At 40.8% G+C, this 18,300-nt stretch carries 19 protein-coding genes; 14 read left to right on the top strand and 5 right to left on the bottom strand.

Annotated features, from left to right (window positions below; genetic code table 11):
* Positions 1–8: 8 nt before the first annotated feature.
* The 3 genes from glyA to A3GY_RS0102430 are packed head-to-tail and all read left to right on the top strand — an operon-like array spanning position 9 to position 2,851.
* Positions 9–1,268, top strand: coding sequence for a serine hydroxymethyltransferase (gene glyA, locus A3GY_RS0102440; RefSeq protein WP_018029813.1), 1,260 nt, complete (start codon positions 9–11; stop codon positions 1,266–1,268).
* Position 1,269: 1 nt separating this feature from the next.
* Positions 1,270–2,244 carry a nucleoid-associated protein gene (locus A3GY_RS0102435; protein ID WP_018029812.1) on the top strand — a complete coding sequence of 325 codons (975 nt, stop codon included), beginning with the start codon at positions 1,270–1,272 and terminating at the stop codon, positions 2,242–2,244.
* A 1-nt stretch (position 2,245) separates the two neighbouring features.
* Entirely contained in the window at positions 2,246–2,851 is a 606-nt protein-coding gene (locus A3GY_RS0102430; RefSeq protein ID WP_018029811.1) for a lysozyme family protein, read from the top strand.
* Positions 2,852–2,896: 45 nt separating this feature from the next.
* On the opposite strand, the gene A3GY_RS0102425 is transcribed toward A3GY_RS0102430, so the two are convergent.
* The 5 genes from A3GY_RS0102425 to A3GY_RS0102405 all read right to left on the bottom strand — a co-directional run bounded on the left by A3GY_RS0102425 (position 2,897) and on the right by A3GY_RS0102405 (position 6,896).
* Positions 2,897–4,615, bottom strand: a complete 1,719-nt coding sequence (locus A3GY_RS0102425; protein ID WP_018029810.1) for a phospho-sugar mutase — start codon at positions 4,613–4,615, stop codon at positions 2,897–2,899.
* Positions 4,616–4,688: 73 nt separating this feature from the next.
* Positions 4,689–5,261 carry an ECF transporter S component gene (locus A3GY_RS0102420; RefSeq protein WP_018029809.1) on the bottom strand — a complete coding sequence of 191 codons (573 nt, stop codon included), beginning with the start codon at positions 5,259–5,261 and terminating at the stop codon, positions 4,689–4,691.
* Complete coding sequence (coaC, locus tag A3GY_RS0102415) at positions 5,254–5,799, bottom strand: phosphopantothenoylcysteine decarboxylase (RefSeq protein ID WP_018029808.1); 546 nt, start codon at positions 5,797–5,799, stop codon at positions 5,254–5,256. Before coaC ends, A3GY_RS0102420 begins: the two co-directional genes overlap by 8 nt.
* Positions 5,792–6,478, bottom strand: coding sequence for a phosphopantothenate--cysteine ligase (locus tag A3GY_RS0102410; RefSeq protein ID WP_018029807.1), 687 nt, complete (start codon positions 6,476–6,478; stop codon positions 5,792–5,794). Before A3GY_RS0102410 ends, coaC begins: the two co-directional genes overlap by 8 nt.
* A gap of 55 nt (positions 6,479–6,533) precedes the next feature.
* Positions 6,534–6,896, bottom strand: a complete 363-nt coding sequence (locus A3GY_RS0102405; protein WP_018029806.1) for a plasmid mobilization protein — start codon at positions 6,894–6,896, stop codon at positions 6,534–6,536.
* A 310-nt stretch (positions 6,897–7,206) separates the two neighbouring features.
* Between A3GY_RS0102405 and A3GY_RS0102400 the strand changes: the two genes are divergently transcribed.
* The 11 genes from A3GY_RS0102400 to A3GY_RS0102350 all read left to right on the top strand — a co-directional run bounded on the left by A3GY_RS0102400 (position 7,207) and on the right by A3GY_RS0102350 (position 18,296).
* Positions 7,207–8,880: a formate--tetrahydrofolate ligase gene (locus A3GY_RS0102400; RefSeq protein WP_018029805.1), complete on the top strand. Its 1,674-nt coding sequence runs from the start codon at positions 7,207–7,209 to the stop codon at positions 8,878–8,880.
* A 50-nt stretch (positions 8,881–8,930) separates the two neighbouring features.
* Positions 8,931–9,422, top strand: coding sequence for a GNAT family N-acetyltransferase (locus A3GY_RS0102395; protein ID WP_018029804.1), 492 nt, complete (start codon positions 8,931–8,933; stop codon positions 9,420–9,422).
* Positions 9,423–9,694: 272 nt separating this feature from the next.
* Positions 9,695–11,020, top strand: a complete 1,326-nt coding sequence (locus A3GY_RS0102390) for an LPXTG cell wall anchor domain-containing protein (RefSeq protein WP_018029803.1) — start codon at positions 9,695–9,697, stop codon at positions 11,018–11,020.
* Positions 11,021–11,100: 80 nt separating this feature from the next.
* Positions 11,101–12,693 (top strand): cardiolipin synthase, encoded by a 1,593-nt coding sequence (gene cls / locus A3GY_RS0102385; RefSeq protein ID WP_373773970.1) that lies wholly within the window; start codon positions 11,101–11,103, stop codon positions 12,691–12,693.
* Positions 12,694–12,997: 304 nt separating this feature from the next.
* Positions 12,998–14,074 (top strand): aspartate-semialdehyde dehydrogenase, encoded by a 1,077-nt coding sequence (locus A3GY_RS0102380; RefSeq protein WP_018029801.1) that lies wholly within the window; start codon positions 12,998–13,000, stop codon positions 14,072–14,074.
* A 21-nt stretch (positions 14,075–14,095) separates the two neighbouring features.
* A complete protein-coding gene (gene dapA / locus A3GY_RS0102375) occupies positions 14,096–14,980 on the top strand; it encodes a 4-hydroxy-tetrahydrodipicolinate synthase (RefSeq protein WP_018029800.1) in 885 nt (294 codons plus the stop codon).
* A gap of 45 nt (positions 14,981–15,025) precedes the next feature.
* A complete protein-coding gene (locus tag A3GY_RS0102370; protein WP_018029799.1) occupies positions 15,026–15,529 on the top strand; it encodes a GNAT family N-acetyltransferase in 504 nt (167 codons plus the stop codon).
* Positions 15,530–15,659: 130 nt separating this feature from the next.
* Positions 15,660–15,998, top strand: coding sequence for an ATP cone domain-containing protein (locus A3GY_RS0102365; protein WP_018029798.1), 339 nt, complete (start codon positions 15,660–15,662; stop codon positions 15,996–15,998).
* A 117-nt stretch (positions 15,999–16,115) separates the two neighbouring features.
* On the top strand, positions 16,116–16,967 hold the full coding sequence (gene ylqF / locus A3GY_RS0102360) for a ribosome biogenesis GTPase YlqF (RefSeq protein WP_018029797.1): 852 nt from the start codon (positions 16,116–16,118) through the stop codon (positions 16,965–16,967).
* Positions 16,954–17,721: a ribonuclease HII gene (locus A3GY_RS0102355; RefSeq protein WP_018029796.1), complete on the top strand. Its 768-nt coding sequence runs from the start codon at positions 16,954–16,956 to the stop codon at positions 17,719–17,721. The genes ylqF and A3GY_RS0102355 overlap by 14 nt, the downstream gene beginning before the upstream one ends.
* A 26-nt stretch (positions 17,722–17,747) precedes the next feature.
* Positions 17,748–18,296, top strand: a complete 549-nt coding sequence (locus A3GY_RS0102350) for a sugar O-acetyltransferase (protein WP_018029795.1) — start codon at positions 17,748–17,750, stop codon at positions 18,294–18,296.
* Positions 18,297–18,300 lie beyond the last annotated feature (4 nt).

Here is an 18,300-nt window from a genome sequence, read left to right as displayed (position 1 = left end):
CAATAAGCATGATTTTTGATAAAGAAAATTTTAAGCAGTATGATACGGATGTTTGGGAAGCTATCGAGGCCGAAGAAAAACGTCAGCAGAACAATATTGAGCTAATCGCCTCAGAAAACACCGTTTCCAAAGCGATTATGGCTGCCCAAGGCACTATTTTAACCAATAAATATGCAGAAGGCTACCCAGGGAAACGTTATTACGGCGGCACAGAATGTGTTGATGTCATCGAAACATTGGCGATTGAACGCGCTAAAGAACTTTTTGGAGCTAAGCATGCCAATGTTCAGCCGCATTCAGGCAGTCAAGCCAACGCAGCGGCCTATATGGCTTTAATCGAACCAGGCGATACTGTTATGGGATTAGACTTAGCTGCGGGCGGTCATTTGACACACGGTGCCTCCGTTAGCTTTTCAGGGAAAACCTATAACTTCGTTGCCTATAATGTTGATCCAGAGACAGAATTGCTAGATTATGATCAAATTTTAGAACAAGCTAAAGAAGTGCAGCCCAAGTTGATTGTTGCTGGTGCATCTGCTTATTCACGTATCATTGATTTTGCTAAATTCCGTGAGATTGCTGATGCTGTCGGAGCGAAACTAATGGTTGATATGGCTCATATCGCAGGCCTAGTAGCTGCCGGTGAACACCCAAGCCCAGTCCCTTATGCTGATATCACGACAACAACAACTCATAAGACACTCCGCGGCCCACGTGGTGGACTGGTGTTAACCAACGATGATGATCTTGCTAAAAAAATCAATTCTGCAGTCTTTCCAGGATTGCAAGGCGGACCTTTGGAGCACGTCATTGCTGCTAAAGCAATTGGGTTTAAGGAAAATCTCGACCCATCATGGAAGACTTATGCCCAAGATATCATTAAAAACTGTCAAGCAATGGCCGAAGTCTTTAACCAGCACGATCATTTCCGTGTTATTTCAGGCGGAACAGACAATCATGTTTTCTTAGTTGATGTCACTCAAGTGGTTGAAAATGGAAAAATAGCCCAAACTGTTCTTGATGAGGTCAATATTACCTTGAACAAGAACTCTATCCCATTTGAGCAACTATCTCCCTTCAAAACATCAGGTATTCGAATTGGAACAGCAGCAGTTACGGCACGTGGATTTGGTGTTGCGGAATGTCGCAAAGTCGCTGAACTGATTGTTAAGACGCTTGAAAACATCGAGAACGAAGACGTTTTAGACCAGGTCCGTCAAGAAGTTAAAGAGCTGACCGAGGCTTATCCGCTATACGAGAACCTCTAAAATGATGGACTTTTATATTAAACAAGTTATTATTCATCAGTTTCGGCCCGACGACACAGAACTTCATTTAGCTACTTCGCCGATAGAGCTGACCCCTAGATTAGATGACTATTTTCGAAAAAAATTAAGTCGTGTCTTTTCAGAGGAAGCGAAACGGGGCTATTTTGAAGCCAACAGCCCTTTCTTTGCAAAGATTGAGGATGATTTGGCAGTCTCCTCACAAACCATTGCTAAACTTTGGAGAGAAGCCTTTGTTATCAGCGAAAATCAAAAAACAAACGATTTGATTTTCATTCAGTTTGACAAAGATGGTGTGTCATATTTTGCTTTTCTTAGGCTCGCATTACGCGAACATTTGGCACACATCATCGGGGAAGAAAGTCCTATTCAAATCACCCAGAATAATTTACCCAGCGCAGCCCAAACGCCAGATGAAGCCCTGGTTGTTAATCTAACAAGCAGACAGTATTATCTCATCGAAAAACGTATCAAGCATAACGGCTCCTTTGCCAATTATTTTTCCGAGAATCTTTTGCAGGTAACGCCCGAGCAATCTGTTAAAAAATCAATTAAAACTCTGGAACATACCGCTCAAAAAATTGCGGAGAACTTCAACCAAGATGACTTCACCTTCCAATCGAAAATGAAGAGCGTTATCTACGATCATTTGGAAGGAGAAGAAGAGCTGTCTCCTGAAAAACTGGCTGATCAACTCTTTGATTCCAATCTGACAGCTAGATTATCTTTTGTAGACCAAGTGAAAGAAACCATTCCAGAGCCCATTAACATTTCTGATATTGACCATTCACGCCAAACCAAAAAACTTGAGAACCAAAAACTCTCTTTGTCAAATGGCATTGAAATGTTGGTTCCCACTCGTGTTTTTCAAGATGCTGAGTCGGTAGAATTTATCCAAAATCAAGACGGGACCTATTCTATCTTGATTAAAAATATTCAAGACATACAAAGTAAGTGATATGAAAAAAAGACTAATTAAACTGGTTCTCTTAGCCATACTCATCGTTCTTGGTTATCAGTTGGCCATTACCTATAACAACGTGAAGAATGTCCTTGTCTATCGAACCATGGTTAAGGAAATTCTTGATGAAAATGATAATAAAACCAATGAAGACCTAGTCCTTGCCATGATTTACACGGAAACCAAAGGCCAGGAGAGTGATCTCATGCAGTCAAGCGAAAGTTCGACAGGAGTCAAAAACACCATTACAGACAGCCGAGAAAGTGTGAAACAGGGCGTAACTGTATTATCTGAGAATCTCCAGGAAGCTCGAGAAAAGAAGACGGATGTCTGGACCGCTATACAGGCCTACAATTTTGGGAAAAACTATATTGCCTATGTTTCTAAAAATGGTGGTAAGAATACCATCTCGTTGGCTAAGAAGTATTCCAAAAATGTGGTAGCTCCAAGTTTAGGCAATACCAGTGGTGAAACCTACCAATATTATAATCCAGTCGCTCTTTTCTATGGCGGCGGTCAATTATATAAGGATGGCGGCAACATCTACTATGCGAAACAAGTCCAGTTTAACTTAGGTTTAATCAAATTGGTCAGTCGACTGTAAAACAAAACAATTAAAAAGAACTGAGATGATCTCAGTTCTTTTTGATTAACCAACAAAGTCGTTGATTTCCTTTTCAATCGTAGCAATTTTTGTTTCAGCTTCTTCTAAGGTTTGCCCAACAGTCGCGATATAAAACTTAATTTTTGGTTCTGTTCCAGAAGGGCGAACCGCAATCCATGAGTCATCAGCAAGAGTATACTTAAGGACATTGCTTGGAGGAGTCGTCAAAGTAGTGACCTGACCATCTTTATCTTTGGCTGTCAGTTCTAGGAAATCCTCAGTTAGGGAAATAGGTGTGGCATTGAAGTCTGCAGGAGCAGAAGTACGGAATTTGTCCATAATTTTTTTGATTTCAGCAGCACCGTCAACACCTGAGAGCGTTACAGAAACGGTCTTTTCAGCGAAATAACCATATTCTTTAAAGATTTCATCAATACCATCAGCAAGTGTCAGACCACGTGAACGGTAGTAAGCTGCAATTTCAGCAACAATGAGAACAGCCTGAATTGCATCTTTATCGCGAACAAAGGGTTTGATTAAATAGCCGAAACTTTCTTCAAAACCAAACATGTAGGTATGATTGCCAGTATCTTCAAATTCTTGAATCTTCTCAGCAATAAACTTGAAACCTGTCAAAACATTAAACATCGTCGCCCCGTAGCTTTCAGCAATCTTGGTTACCAGTTCAGTTGAGACGATTGATTTTGCCAAAGCAGCATTGTCTGGAAGAGTACCGGCCTGTTTATGGGCTTCTAAAATATATTTTGCGATTAAGGCACCGATCTGATTACCAGATAAATTCCAATAAGAGCCATCAGCTTGACGGATCTCAACACCTAGACGGTCAGCATCGGGGTCGGTCGCCACCAAAACATCAGCATCAACCTGACGCCCCAATTCTTCAGCCAAAGCAAAGGCAGCCTGACTTTCAGGGTTAGGTGATTTTACCGTTGAAAAATCAGGATCAGCTTTCGCTTGAGCTTCAACCACTTGAACAGATTGGAAACCAGCCTGTGCAAGGGCACGTCTAGCAAGCATTTCGCCAGTACCATGCAATGGTGTATAGACAATTTTCATGTCCTTGCCAAATTTATCAATTAAATCTTGATTGATATTAACTTCCTTAACTTCTTTAAGGTATTCGGCATCAACAGCTTCTCCAATGATTTCAATCAGTCCTTCTGACTTAGCAGCTTCAAAATCAGCAACTTCAATGGCAAAAGGATTGTCAATGGCACGAATAAAATCCGTTAAGGCATCAGCATCGGCAGGAGGCATTTGTCCGCCGTCTTCCCCATACACTTTATAGCCATTAAAAGGAGCAGGATTATGGCTGGCTGTCACCATAATACCAGCAAATGCGTTAAGATGTCTTACAGCAAACGATAACTCAGGCGTAGGACGCAGGCTTTCAAAGACATAGGATTTTATACCATGCTCTGCCAATACACGAGCTGAGTCTTGTGCAAACTCTGGAGAGAAGTGGCGCGAATCATAAGCAATAGCGACCCCACGATTCTTGGCTTCATCCCCTTTTGTCTCAATAAGTTTAGCTAAGCCTTCGGTAGCCTGACGCACGACATAGATATTAATCCGGTTTGTTCCAGCACCGATATAGCCTCGCATGCCTGCTGTACCAAATTCAAGGTTAGTATAGAAAGCATCTTCTTTCGTTTTTTCGTCCATGGCTTCCAAATCTTTACGGAGATAATCTGGAAGCTGATTGAAGTCTACCCATTTTTGATAATTGTCTTGATAAGCCATAACCTACTCCTTTTATTTTTTTAAACGCTTTCATTATACCATTTTCATGAAAAAAAATCACGTTTTTCCGTGATTATTTTTTTAATTTCTGTAAGCGAGGTACGGCTATAACAGTTACTACTGTTGCAATGAGGAGCTCAGCTATGGAATTACTCCATACAATTGTGGCTAGGAATGCTTTAACATTGCTATTGTTAGCCTGAACGAAAAAGATGAAAATTCCCGAGAGAACAAGAACCGTATTTGTAGCAGAGCCCACGGCACCAGCACAAAGTAAGCCAAATCGGTTTTTCAAATATTTGTAAACAAAATAAGGGAGGATACCAATCATAATCCGCGGAACAAGGGCGATAATAAGAGAGTAAACATTACCTGGCGCAACAAATGGCGAAAAAAGATAACTCGTCGGCATGAGGAAGATGGTATTATGAATCACACTAACCAGCCCCATCAATCCCCCCAGAGTACCGCCGACCCGAGGACCATAAACAATAGATGCAATGATTACAGGGATATGAATAATGGTGGGCTTGATAGGAACAGGCCAAAAATTAAAAACAAGGCTTGAAAGAAGATGAACCACCAACATGACAGCAAAAAAAACAGCAATTACTGCAATATTTTGTGAACGATTTTTTCTAGCCATTCATTCTCTCCTCTATTGTCTTCACGATAAATTCTAAATCCGCTAAAGCTCCTTTTCCCACATCTCCACAGGCTAGGAGAGCAGATTTAGGTGGTATTTCTTGATAACCCAATTGTTCTAAGGTGGCAATATTCCTTTGAGTCACTGGATTATGATACATGTGAGTATTCATTGCTGGTGCCACTAATTTAGGAACATGAGGGGGAAGGGCTAGCGCCACAGCTGTGACTATATGATCTGCAAAACCATGAGCCAGATGCGCTATTGTATTAGCAGAAGCAGGGGCCACGATGAACAGGTCTGTTTTTTTGGCTAAATCAATATGATTAATACGATCAGCCTTGTCTTCAGCCATTAAATCAAAATGAACAGGATTCTTAGATAAAACCTGCAATGTCAAAGGGGTAATAAAAGATTGCGCAGCTTCAGTCATCAGAATATGGATATCATAATCTAATTTTCTGAGCTGACTAGTTAAGTCAGCAGCTTTATAAGCAGAGATGCTGCCCGAAACAGCGAGTGCTATTGTTTTAGTCATTTTGAACAGCCTTTTCATAAATTAAGTGTGCAATTTCTTCTTTAGTACCTGCTTGGAAAACATCTTGAGCAGACACCAAGTAAGCCTTATGCTGAGAAGAGTTGATATCAAGCAAATCATTAGCCAGAATGCAGTCAGCCTTGTTTTTCAAGAGACTCTGGCGAGCAACTTTCAGGAGCTCTTCTTTTGAAACACCAACTAAAAGTTTAAAACCAATCAACTTAATGTTGGGATTCCATTTTTTCACTAAAGAAATGATTTTGGGGGTTCTTTTCAAAAAAAGCACCTGAACATCCTTATCAGAAGAAATCTTAGCCTCTGTGTTGCGATTTTCTAACAATTGCGATACAGGATGTGTTTGTTCAACCTCATCTAAACTAGTCATATAAAGTGGAGTATAGTCAGCGACAGCCATTGCATGAATGATACAATCATATTCAGGAACGAGTGATTCCAGCTTGTCTGCAAGTTCCTGGGCATTGCTTATCAGAACAATAGATAGCTTGGGATGGGAAGTCGGTTTTTCAGCAGCAGAAGTTGTCACAAGACAGATATCGTGACCATGTTTTAAAAATGTCTCAGCTATTGCTTTGCCAAGCCTGCCAGAAGAGTGATTAGTTATGGCCCTGACCTGATCAATTTTTTCTGTTGTGCCACCGGATGTTATCAAAATTTTCATAATAATAGTATTTTACAAAAAAAGCAGGAATACGTAAACTAAAGAAGCGAGGTCTTTAATCCGTTTTCTTGGGCTTTTTAAATTTAGCTCCCCAAGATTTAAAGAAAGATCTTTTGGCTTTGGGCTGGTTTTCAAGGAGCGACTGATTCTTTTCGCGTTCAGCCTCTAACATAGCAAAAAGCTGATCAATCGTTTTTTGCTGTTGTTTGGAATGTTCTGTTACTTGCGCATACAATTTTTGAATATAGTCATATCTCATTTGATAAAATTGGCTACTGGCTTCAGCAGAATCATTAAGAAGTTTGTTGCGAATATAATCTGATATCTTCGCACCACTTTCTTCAGCTTTAGCAGCTATGCGTTCTTTTTCATCCTCAGTTACCCTAATGTTAATTTGTTTTAACTTATTCTCAACCAAAACAATCTCCAGTCATTAGTTTTATTAGAAAAAGAATAGCATAAAAGTACATTCTTCGCAAGTTAAGCAACCACTCCCCTTAAAAGAGGGTAGAAAGATTTCTGGATATCAAAAACATATACATATAGTATACATCAAATTTACATTTTACTCCTTTTATGCAGGGAAAATAACTGCCACTGTTTGTATATTAAATGTATATCTAAATGTTTTTCGAATGTTAGAGACGAACTTTATCCTTTGTTTTTAAGGGATATTGTTCTTGTTTGCTAAGATTTGATATAATGAATAAAAAGAAGAAGGAGTTTCTATGAAAACTGATATCGAAATTGCTCAAAACAGTCAACTAAGCCCTATTACAGAGATTGCTGCTAAGATTGGTATTGAACCCGATGATCTAGAATTATATGGTAAATATAAGGCTAAACTGTCATTTGATAAAATTCAAGCTGCTCAAGCTAATAAGCCTGGAAAACTGATTTTGGTTACAGCTATTAACCCAACTCCAGCAGGGGAAGGCAAGTCAACCATGAGCATTGGTCTGGCAGACGCCCTCAATAAAATTGGGAAGCAGACGATGATCGCCCTGCGTGAACCTTCTTTGGGCCCTGTTATGGGGATTAAAGGCGGAGCAGCTGGAGGTGGTTATGCTCAGGTGCTGCCTATGGAGGATATCAATCTTCATTTTACAGGTGATATGCATGCCATCACAACCGCCAATAATGCTTTGGCAGCTTTGATTGACAACCATCTCCACCAAGGTAACTCATTGAATATTGATCAGCGCCGTATCATTTGGAAGCGCGTAGTTGATTTAAATGATCGTGCGCTGCGCCATGTCACAGTTGGTCTGGGCAGCCCGGTCAATGGTATCCCTAGGGAAGACGGCTTTGATATTACTGTTGCCTCCGAAATTATGGCCATTTTATGCTTGGCAACCGACTTAGCTAACTTAAAAAAACGGCTTTCAAACATTGTTATTGGTTATCGTTTTGATCGGACACCCGTATATGTTAAGGATCTCAAGGTCGAAGGTGCTCTGACGCTTATCCTTAAAGATGCCATTAAACCCAATCTCGTTCAAACCATCTATGGCACACCCACTCTTGTACATGGAGGTCCGTTTGCCAATATTGCACATGGCTGTAACTCTGTTTTAGCGACCTCCACAGCTCTTCGTTTAGCGGACTATACTGTTACAGAAGCTGGATTTGGAGCTGATTTAGGTGCGGAAAAATTCCTTGATATTAAAGTCCCTAACCTACCGGTTGCACCTGATGCTGTTGTGGTAGTAGCTACTCTAAGAGCTTTAAAAATGCATGGGGGCGTTCCAAAGGCAGAGCTATCACAAGAGAATATTCCGGCTCTTAGGGCTGGGTTTGCCAACTTAAAACGTCACATTGATAATGTCAAGCGATTTGGACTTCCGGCTGTCGTTGCAATTAATGAATTCGTGACCGATACAGAAGCTGAAATTGCTGCTCTTAAAGAACTATGCCAATCAATTGATGTTCCTGTTGAACTGGCCAGTGTTTGGGCTGATGGGGCTGATGGCGGTGTGGCATTAGCAAAAACCTTAGTTAATGTTGTTGAAAACGGGAATAGTAATGAGTATCAACGCTTGTATGATGATCAGGACAGTCTTGAAACAAAGGCGACACGCATCGTTCAGGAGATATATGGCGGCCGTTCAGTTGTGTTTGCTCCGAAAGCCAAGAATCAGCTGAAAGAATTCGCTAAAAACGGCTGGGATAAACTACCGATTTGTATGGCTAAAACACAATACTCTTTTTCTGATAACCCAACTCTTCTAGGAGCTCCAACCGATTTTGACATTACCATCAGAGAGTTTGTCCCTAAGACTGGAGCAGGTTTCATCGTAGCCTTGACCGGAGATGTTATGACCATGCCAGGTTTACCCAAAGAACCTGCAGCGTTAAACATGGATGTGGCCGAAGATGGTTCAGCAATCGGATTATTTTAACATTAAAGCCGACAGTTCGGCTTTTTTCAATTGGTTATAAAGGAGTTTAGATGAAAATTAGACCCGTCACAGAAACTGATGCGCAAGGCATCCTGGATATATATACCCCTTATATCACAAATACAGCCATCACTTTTGAGTGCGACATTCCCCATCTTGCTGAATTTAAACATCGTGTAAATCAAACCGCAGCCCGCTTTCCTTATTTTGTTGTAGAAGATAGTGGCAATATAGTCGGGTATGCTTATGCCTCTACCTACTATGATAGAACAGCCTATGATTGGACAGCTGAATTATCTATTTATGTGAGACAAGACATACGAGGGAAAGGAGTGGGAGAGCAGCTCTATACGGCCTTAGAAAACGCCTTAAAAGAACAGGGATTTGTTAATCTGCTAGCTTGTATCTCCTTGCCTAATGATGCCAGTATTCACTTTCACCTCAAAAATGGCTTTAAAAAAGTAGGTTTTTTTGAAAAAATTGGCTATAAGTTTAATCAGTGGCACGATATTATCTGGATGCAGAAACGATTGATATCATAATTTACTTCTGTAAGAATATTTCGTTGTTATACAAACAATACTTTAAAGAAAACGAACAAATATTATCAAAAATGGATTTTAATCTATTTTGTATACCTTTTTTCTTTACATTTAGCTGACTTTTCTGTCAAAAATAAGTTTTTTACAATATAACAAAACAGTTACAAATCCTCTTTAGATTATCACTGGCGTTATTTTTATGTTAAAATAGTACCAATAATTGGTTTTTAATATGACAAATTATCTAAAAAATAGGAGATTACATTTTATTTATGAAAACGAAACATAAACTCTTAGGCTTTGTTTCTATTCTAACAATCCTTTTTGGTATTTTACTGACGAGCAGAGCAGTACATGCTACTGAAATTACGAATTATTCTAATACGGCTTCTATCACAAAGGCTGATGGAACTGCCATTACAGCAGCACAAGCCATTGATTATTGGGAGCCTTTATCCGTAAGTAATAACATTACTTTCCCTGATGAACAGGAAATTAAAGCAGGAGATACGCTCACCATTACCTTACCTCCGCAGCTGCGTTTCACAACAACCTTATCCTTTGATGTGATGCACACAAATGGAGAGTTGGCCGGTAAAGCAACCGTTGATCCTTTCTCTCAAAAAGCAACCGTTACCTTTACAGATATTTTTGAGAGATTCCCTTTAGACAAGGCAATGTCACTCAACTTCAATGTTCAAATCAATCATGATAATGTTGTTGTTCCAAATACTATTAATTTTGTTTATAGCGGAACAGCTTATGCTGTATTTGTTAACGAAAATACAGTTGTTCCTATCAGCCCCGCTCTCAATAAGACGGGCTACCAAGATGAAAATGACCCTAGTATTATCCATTGGAAAGTTCTGATTAACAGTAATCAAGCAAGTGTTGATAATTTGACTCTACGTGATATCGTTGGTCCAGATCAATATATCCTTAAGGAAACTCTTTTGGCGGTTCGCTCTCAGTATATCGAAGGTGATCCTATTGACAGCTTTGACGAAGCGGCTTCGCGCCCCTATGCTGAAGATTTTTCTAAGAGCGTAACTTATGAAAATGATGTTTTGGGTCAGGCCATCGGTTTCACTTATACAATCCCTACACCAAGCAACAACGCGATTTATATTACTTATGATACAAAATTGACCAAAGCTCAGGCCGTTGGTACAGATATGAGTAATACAGTTGCGATTTCTGGGAATAACATCAAATACTCCAACGAAACAGCTTATGCACGTATTGAAGCAGCTTATGGTGCCGCACGCTCTCGTGTTAGACGTAACATCGTAACGACAACAACGACCGAAACAACTACTACCAGTCAAACAACATCAACAACAAGCACTACTACAGAAGCAACCACGACAAGTGGAACACAGACGACAACAGAATCAGGAACGAGTCAAAGCTCTACTTCCTCTGGTACAACTACAGGAACAGGAAGTACGACAAGCACCCTTCCTTCAACAACTGCAGTGACTAAATCTCAGAAACGTCTGCCAGCTACAGGAGACGAAACCGGTGTTTGGCTGATGGCTCTTGGATTTACTTTGCTTGCTGGAGTCTATTTCCGTCACTCAAAGGTAAAATCATAACACTTTAAACGTACCTCAATAAAGAAGTCCTTACTCAGGGCTTCTTTATTTTTGCTTTAGATATGGTATAATAGGAACAAATTATTTGGGAGGAAAGAGCCATCAGCAAGGGGAAAGAAAGAGTTGTTAAACTCCTTACAAAGAGTAAGTTGGGATTTTTAAGAGGGATATTTAGTCGAGCCAGTATTTTCTTCCTCCTGATTTTGATACAGCTAGGAATTTTAGGTGCTTCCTTTATCTGGTTTAGTCAATATCGTATCTATATTGATATTTTAGGGTTTATTTTAATGACGGGGACAGTCTTGTATCTCATCAATAGTCAAATGGATACTTTATCTATTATTACCTGGCTCTTTGTCATTATTCCCTTCCCTTTTTTAGGCTCGGTCTTTTTGATTTACACCAAAAGAGACTGGGGAGTGCGAGAGTTGAAGATGTTAGTTAAACAATCAACTCTGGCAATCAAACCTTATTTTAGACAAGACGATCAAATCATGGAGGAATTAGCTGAGCGCCATTCAACAACTTATAATTTAGCCAAATACCTTCACAGAGCCAGCGGATTTCCTGTTTATAAAAATACCAAAGTGACTTATTTCCCTTCTGGTCAGGAGAAATTTAAAGCTCTCAAGGAAGAGCTGCTCAAAGCCAAAAAATTCATTTTCTTAGAGTATTTCATCATCGATGAAGGGCTGATGTGGGGAGAAATCCTAGGTATCTTAGAGCAAAAGGTCGCTGAAGGGGTTGAGGTTCGTGTGATGTATGACGGCATGATTGAACTGTCAACACTCTCGCTGGATTATAGCAAGCGACTTGAAAAACTAGGTATTAAGGCCAAGGTTTTCTCTCCGATTACACCGTTTGTATCGACTTATTACAATTATCGTGACCATCGGAAAATCTTAGTTATTGATAACAAAGTCGCTTTCAACGGCGGTATTAATTTAGCAGATGAATATATTAATGCAATCAATCGTTTTGGCTATTGGAAAGATACGGCCGTTATGCTAGAAGGAGAAGCGGTTCGCTCGTTCACCTTGATGTTCCTGCAGATGTGGTCCACGACAAGTGAAGTTTATCATTTTGAACCTTACTTGACCGAGGAAGCGAGTTCTCCCCAAGAGGCTGGTTTTGTCATTCCTTATTGTGATTCTCCTTTGGATCATGAAAAGGTCGGTGAAAATGTCTATATTGATATCCTGAATCAGGCAAGAGATTATGTTCATATTATGACCCCCTACTTAATTCTTGATAGTGAGATGGAACATGCGATTAAGTTTGCGGCCGAGCGAGGGGTTGACGTTAAACTGATCATGCCAGGCATCCCAGATAAAAAAGTTCCCTACGCTTTAGCCAAGCGTTATTATCCAAGTCTGCTTGATTCAGGTGTGAAAATTTATGAATTTACGCCTGGCTTTGTGCATGCTAAAGTATTTGTTGCTGATGACACTAAAGCAGTTGTGGGAACCATAAATCTAGATTATCGAAGCCTTTATCATCACTTTGAATGTGCAACCTATATGTATCGAACGGCTTGTATTTCTGATATTACCGAAGATTTTAACCAGACGCTCAAACAATGTCAGCGGGTAACCAGAGCCAGCCTGCGAAAAGAAAAATTAACCACCAAAATAACTGGAATAGTGGTTAAATTGGTGGCTCCTTTGTTGTAACTTATTAAGGAGTTGACTTTTTCGGAGACCCCTGATAAACTATTTCTATGCGATGAGTCGATTGTGGCACTGCCACATTTGCGCTAGGGATGTCATTACGCAGGAGCGGACATTATTAGGATGTGTGAACCGTCCTAATTCATCTTACTTTTACAAGATGCCCTTCCCCTTGTTTTAACAAGGGATTTTTTGTTTTTCAGACGATTTCACCTTTCCATTTCTGTTAAAAAATAGTATAATTGTGACAAAATAATTTTTAGGACATTTGATGTGTTCCTTGTAAAGATCAAACGTGAGGTAAAAAATGGGATATACAGTTGCTATAGTTGGTGCCACAGGTGCTGTCGGAGCTCAAATGATCAAAATGCTGGAAGAGTCATCGCTTCCTGTTGATAAGGTTCGATACTTGTCCTCTACACGTTCTGCTGGAAAAGTCCTTAGCTTCAAGGGCCAAGAAGTGACAGTTGAATTAACAACAGAAGAGTCGTTTTCAGGCGTAGATATTGCTCTCTTTTCAGCGGGAGGCTCTACATCTGCTAAATTTGCTCCTTATGCAGTAAAAGCAGGAGCTGTTGTCGTAGATAATACTTCTTTCTATCGTCAAAATCCGAATGTACCTCTTATTGTGCCAGAAGTGAATGAACATGCTTTGGAAAAACACAAGGGTATTATCGCCTGTCCAAATTGTTCTACCATTCAGATGATGGTGGCTTTGGAGCCAATTCGTCAAAAATGGGGGCTTGAGCGCGTTATTGTCTCTACCTATCAAGCGGTCTCAGGAGCGGGAGCTAATGCTATCCATGAAACATTGGGACAGTTGCATGAGGCAGTCGTTGACGGAGTCAATCCTAAAGACCTAAGAGCGGAAATCTTACCAAGCGGTGGCGATAAAAAGCACTACCCTATCGCTTTTAATGCTCTTGCACAGATTGACGTTTTCACAGACAATGACTACACTTACGAAGAAATGAAAATGACTAAAGAAACCAAAAAAATCATGGAAGATGATAACATCAAGGTTTCTGCGACTTGTGTTCGTATTCCTGTGCTTTCTGGTCATTCTGAGTCTGTCTATATCGAAACCAAAGCAGTAGCACCAATCGCGGAAGTCAAAGAGGCAATCGCGAATTTCCCTGGCGCTGTCCTAGAGGATGACCCAAGTCAGCAAATTTATCCTCAGGCCGTTAATGCTGTGGGCCATCGTGAGACTTTTGTCGGCCGTATCCGCAAGGATCTAGATGCTGAAAAAGGAATTCATATGTGGGTGGTGGCAGATAACCTCTTAAAAGGAGCTGCTTGGAATTCTGTCCAAATCGCTGAAAAATTACACGAACGCCACTTGGTAAGACCAACCGAAGAACTTGTGTTTGAGTTAAAATAGATCAATAAAGGAGGGCCTAATATGTCTATAGACGCTTTACAGAATGCTGAAATCATTACTGCAATGGTAACGCCTTTCCATGAGGATGGCAGCATCAATTTCGATGTACTGCCCAAACTAATCGAAGAGTTGCTGGCGCACAATACGCAAGGATTGATATTGGCAGGAACAACTGGGGAAAGTCCGACTTTAACCCATGATGAAGAATTAGAGTTTTTCTCAGAAGTTCAAAAAATCGTCAATGGACGTGTGCCTCTAATTGCCGGCGTGGGAACCAATGATACAAGGGATTCTGTGACTTTTGTTAAGGAAGTTGCAGACTTCGGAGGGTTTGCAGCTGGTTTGGCAGTTGTTCCTTATTATAACAAACCAAGTCAGGAGGGCCTTTATCAGCATTTTACAAAAATCGCTGATGCCAGCGACCTTCCCATTATTCTTTATAATGTCCCTGGAAGAACTGTGGCTTCCTTAGATGTAGCAACAACCATTCGACTTGCTCAACATCCTAATATCATTGCTGTTAAGGAATGTACAGGTGTTGAAAACATTGCTTATTTAGTCGAAAATGCTCCTGCAGATTTCTTGATTTATACAGGGGAAGATGGCTTGGCCTTTCATGCTAAAGCTCTGGGCGCTCATGGTGTTATTAGTGTTGCTTCCCATACTAATGGAGATGACTTTTTTGATATGTTTAAGGCCATTGATAATGGTGATATCAAGACTGCAGCTAAAATCCAGCGCAGCTTGTTGCCTAAGGTAGACGCTCTTTTTTCTCTGCCTAGTCCAGCTCCGGTTAAGGCTGTTTTAAACAGCCGTGGTATTGAGGTAGGACCTTTACGTCTGCCTTTAGTTGCCTGTCAGCCAGAAGAAGCGCAGCGTATCATTGATATCGTTGAAAATAACTAAACACACTGGCTATCTAGTGTGTTTTTTACTAAAGGAGAGTTGCAGATGTTTACAATACGAAAAGCTAATCTAGATGATATTAGAGCTATCCAGGAGGTCTGTTCGCAGACTTGGCAAGCGACTTATCATGATATTTACACAACAGCCTATATCGACCGAGTCATTGACGAACACTACAATTTAGAACGTTTAAAACAAGATGTTCTTGAGAATAGTTCTTTCTGGAATGGCTACTGGGTGGCAGAAAAAGAAGGTGAAATTCTAGGTTGTATTGCTGGTGGAATGGATGAGAAAGAACATGCTAATGTCTATGTTCTCTATATTTCCCCTAAAGCTCAGCGTCAGGGGGCTGGGCACCTCCTACTAAAAACTCTTACGGACTATCAGAAAATGCATTTTAATGCCAAAGAGCAATGGGTCAGTGTTGCTGAAGACAACACCATTGGCATTCCTTTTTATGAAAAAGAAGGTTTTATTTTGGATCATATCCTTGACAATAGCCATGACAATGCAGAAGCTAGAGATTTGCAGTACAAACGAGATATTTAGAATATAATCGCTTGAAGAAATTGAGGGTGAAAATCATTTGATAACCAAAGTAAAATAACTTGACAAATGACCTAACTCTTTAGATAATAAAGATAGTTAAAAACCACGCCTTAGTAGAAAAGAGGTTTCTATGCAAATTATAAAACGTGATGGTCAGATTGTTGACTTTGATCCAGATAAAATTTACCAAGCTATTTTGAAGGCTGCTCAGAGCGTTTATGTCCTAGATGATCACCTGCGTCAAGAGTTAGCTCAAGTTACCAAAAAAGTCGTGATTGACTTAGAAGAAGCTAAAATCGAAAAAGCGACGATTAGTGTTATTCAAGGAATGGTTGAGCATCGTTTACTTGATGCTGGTTACATCAAAATCGCAGAACACTATATTTCTTATCGTCTTCAGCGTGACTTGGAGCGTAACGGCTATGGAGACAGTATTATTGTCCATTTGACCTTCGAGCAGATTAAATAGTAAGTAAAAACCTTGTAAAAGGTTTTTTTCGTGCTTACAATAAAGGGTCCCTTCCAAAAGAGCAAAGACTAAGAAGATGTGTTAGAATAGATATACTAACAATTAGAAGGAATAACTATGGCTACTATTCAATGGTTTCCGGGACATATGTCCAAGGCTCGGAGACAGGTACAGGAAAATTTAAAATTTATTGATTTTGTGACAATTTTGGTTGATGCCCGTTTGCCTTTGTCCAGTCAAAATCCCATGCTCAATAAGATTGTCGGCGACAAGCCAAAGCTCATGATTCTTAACAAGGTCGATTTGGCTGATCCCGTTCGCACCAAGGAATGGCAGTCCTCTTTTGAAAGCCATGGCATTAAAACCCTAGCTATCAATTCAAAAGAGCAGTCGACGGTCAAAAAGGTGACCGAGGCCGCAAAAAGTCTCATGAAAGATAAGATTGAACGCCTCCGCCAAAGAGGCATTCAAAAAGAAACCCTGCGGACCATGATTATCGGGATTCCAAACGCCGGTAAATCCACCCTCATGAACCGACTGGCTGGCAAGAAAATTGCCGCTGTTGGGAATAAACCTGGTGTCACCAAGGGCCAGCAATGGCTCAAAAGCAACAAAGATTTGGAAATCTTGGACACACCAGGAATTCTCTGGCCCAAGTTTGAAGACCAAGAGGTCGGCCTCAAATTGGCTCTGACAGGTGCCATCAAAGACCAGCTCCTGCCCATGGATGAAGTCACTATATTTGGCTTGGACTATTTTAAGGCTAACTATCCAGAACGCTTGCTGGAGCGTTTTAAGGGCATGGACTTGGACCAGGAAACACCTGAACTCATTATGACCTGGACACAAAAACTGGGCTTCCGTGATGATTATGACCGTTTTTACCAGCTCTTTGTAAAGGAGGTTCGAGATGGACGCTTGGGTACTTATACATTAGACAAGGTGAGTGATTTGGATGGCGACGATTAAGGAAATAAAAGCTACCTTGGAAGATGTAACTGACTTAGCAGATCCGAGATGGGCAGACTTTGAAGTAGATAGCAGAAGTGGTGTACAAAAGGTCATTTTACAGCGAAAAAAAGCGATTCAAGCAGAAGAAGCTGAAGATAAGCGCCTCGAATCCATGCTTCGCTATGAAAAGGAAATCTACGCGCAAGGATTTCAGGTGATTGCCGGTATTGACGAAGTCGGCCGCGGTCCTTTGGCAGGACCTGTGGTGGCAGCAGCAGTCATTCTGCCCAAGGGCTGCAAAATCAAACACCTCAACGATTCCAAAAAAATCCCCAAGTCTAAGCACGTGGCCATCTATCACGAAGTCATGGAGCAAGCAGTAGCAGTGGGAATTGGCATAAAAGATGCCAAGATTATCGACCAAGTGAACATTTATGAGGCGACCAAGCTAGCCATGCTGGAGGCCTTGGGTAAGCTAAACCCAGCCCCTCAGCACCTCCTTATCGATGCCATGAAGCTGGACACCCCCATCCCTCAGCAATCCATCATCAAGGGGGATGCCAATTCCTTATCGATCGCAGCGGCTTCCATCGTGGCCAAGGTGACCAGGGACAGGCTGATGGCCGACTATGACCAAACCTATCCAGGCTATGGCTTTGCCCAAAATGCTGGCTATGGCACCGCAGAGCATTTGACCGGTTTGGAAAGATTGGGGATTACGCCTATTCATCGCAAAAGTTTTGAACCCATCAAATCTCTAATTCAAAAATAAATGAAATAGAAAAAGGAGAAGCAAATATGGTTACTGAGAAAGAAAAAATGTTAGCAGGACAGCTTTATGATGCTTCAGATCCAGAATTGAAGATTATGCGGGAACAAAGACGTTTGCTGATGCAAGATTTTAATGCAGAGCTGGATGGGAAAAAACGCTCTGAACTCCTGAAGAAATGGTTAGGAAAAACAGGCGACGCTATTTACATGGAGCCTCATTTTGCCTGCGATTATGGCAGCAACATCTATGTCGGAGAAAATTTCTATGCCAACTTTAACTGTACCATGTTGGATGTCTGTGAGATTCATATTGGTGACAACGCCATGCTAGGCCCTAACTGTCAGCTTCTGACACCTTTACATCCTCTGGATGCTCAAGAGCGTATCTCTGGAAAAGAATACGGAGCCCCAATCACCATCGGTGACAATGTTTGGCTTGCTGGAGGAGTGACTATCCTACCCGGCGTAACACTCGGAGACAATGTTGTTGTCGGTGCAGGGAGCGTTGTGACTAAATCCTTTGGTGACAATCTTGTGATTGCAGGCAATCCCGCACGTGTTATCAAAGAATTATAAACTA

This window comes from Streptococcus ferus DSM 20646, from assembly GCF_000372425.1.
Taxonomy (GTDB): Bacteria; Bacillota; Bacilli; order Lactobacillales; family Streptococcaceae; genus Streptococcus; species Streptococcus ferus.
Note: the sequence above shows the minus strand (reverse complement) of the source record. Positions and strands in the feature narration are given on the sequence as shown.

What these genes read in the sequence shown, in the direction of transcription:
- A3GY_RS0102380 (WP_018029801.1), top strand. Translation starts at nt 12,998, where the DNA reads ATGGGATATACAGTTGCTATAGTTGGTGCCACAGGTGCTGTCGGAGCT.
- A3GY_RS0102365 (WP_018029798.1), top strand. Translation starts at nt 15,660, where the DNA reads ATGCAAATTATAAAACGTGATGGTCAGATTGTTGACTTTGATCCAGAT.
- A3GY_RS0102425 (WP_018029810.1), bottom strand. Translation starts at nt 4,615, where the DNA reads ATGGCTTATCAAGACAATTATCAAAAATGGGTAGACTTCAATCAGCTT.
- A3GY_RS0102435 (WP_018029812.1), top strand. Translation starts at nt 1,270, where the DNA reads ATGATGGACTTTTATATTAAACAAGTTATTATTCATCAGTTTCGGCCC.
- A3GY_RS0102395 (WP_018029804.1), top strand. Translation starts at nt 8,931, where the DNA reads ATGAAAATTAGACCCGTCACAGAAACTGATGCGCAAGGCATCCTGGAT.
- A3GY_RS0102355 (WP_018029796.1), top strand. Translation starts at nt 16,954, where the DNA reads ATGGCGACGATTAAGGAAATAAAAGCTACCTTGGAAGATGTAACTGAC.
- A3GY_RS0102370 (WP_018029799.1), top strand. Translation starts at nt 15,026, where the DNA reads ATGTTTACAATACGAAAAGCTAATCTAGATGATATTAGAGCTATCCAG.
- A3GY_RS0102430 (WP_018029811.1), top strand. Translation starts at nt 2,246, where the DNA reads ATGAAAAAAAGACTAATTAAACTGGTTCTCTTAGCCATACTCATCGTT.
- A3GY_RS0102410 (WP_018029807.1), bottom strand. Translation starts at nt 6,478, where the DNA reads ATGAAAATTTTGATAACATCCGGTGGCACAACAGAAAAAATTGATCAG.
- glyA (WP_018029813.1), top strand. Translation starts at nt 9, where the DNA reads ATGATTTTTGATAAAGAAAATTTTAAGCAGTATGATACGGATGTTTGG.
- ylqF (WP_018029797.1), top strand. Translation starts at nt 16,116, where the DNA reads ATGGCTACTATTCAATGGTTTCCGGGACATATGTCCAAGGCTCGGAGA.
- A3GY_RS0102400 (WP_018029805.1), top strand. Translation starts at nt 7,207, where the DNA reads ATGAAAACTGATATCGAAATTGCTCAAAACAGTCAACTAAGCCCTATT.
- A3GY_RS0102390 (WP_018029803.1), top strand. Translation starts at nt 9,695, where the DNA reads ATGAAAACGAAACATAAACTCTTAGGCTTTGTTTCTATTCTAACAATC.
- coaC (WP_018029808.1), bottom strand. Translation starts at nt 5,799, where the DNA reads ATGACTAAAACAATAGCACTCGCTGTTTCGGGCAGCATCTCTGCTTAT.
- A3GY_RS0102420 (WP_018029809.1), bottom strand. Translation starts at nt 5,261, where the DNA reads ATGGCTAGAAAAAATCGTTCACAAAATATTGCAGTAATTGCTGTTTTT.
- dapA (WP_018029800.1), top strand. Translation starts at nt 14,096, where the DNA reads ATGTCTATAGACGCTTTACAGAATGCTGAAATCATTACTGCAATGGTA.
- A3GY_RS0102350 (WP_018029795.1), top strand. Translation starts at nt 17,748, where the DNA reads ATGGTTACTGAGAAAGAAAAAATGTTAGCAGGACAGCTTTATGATGCT.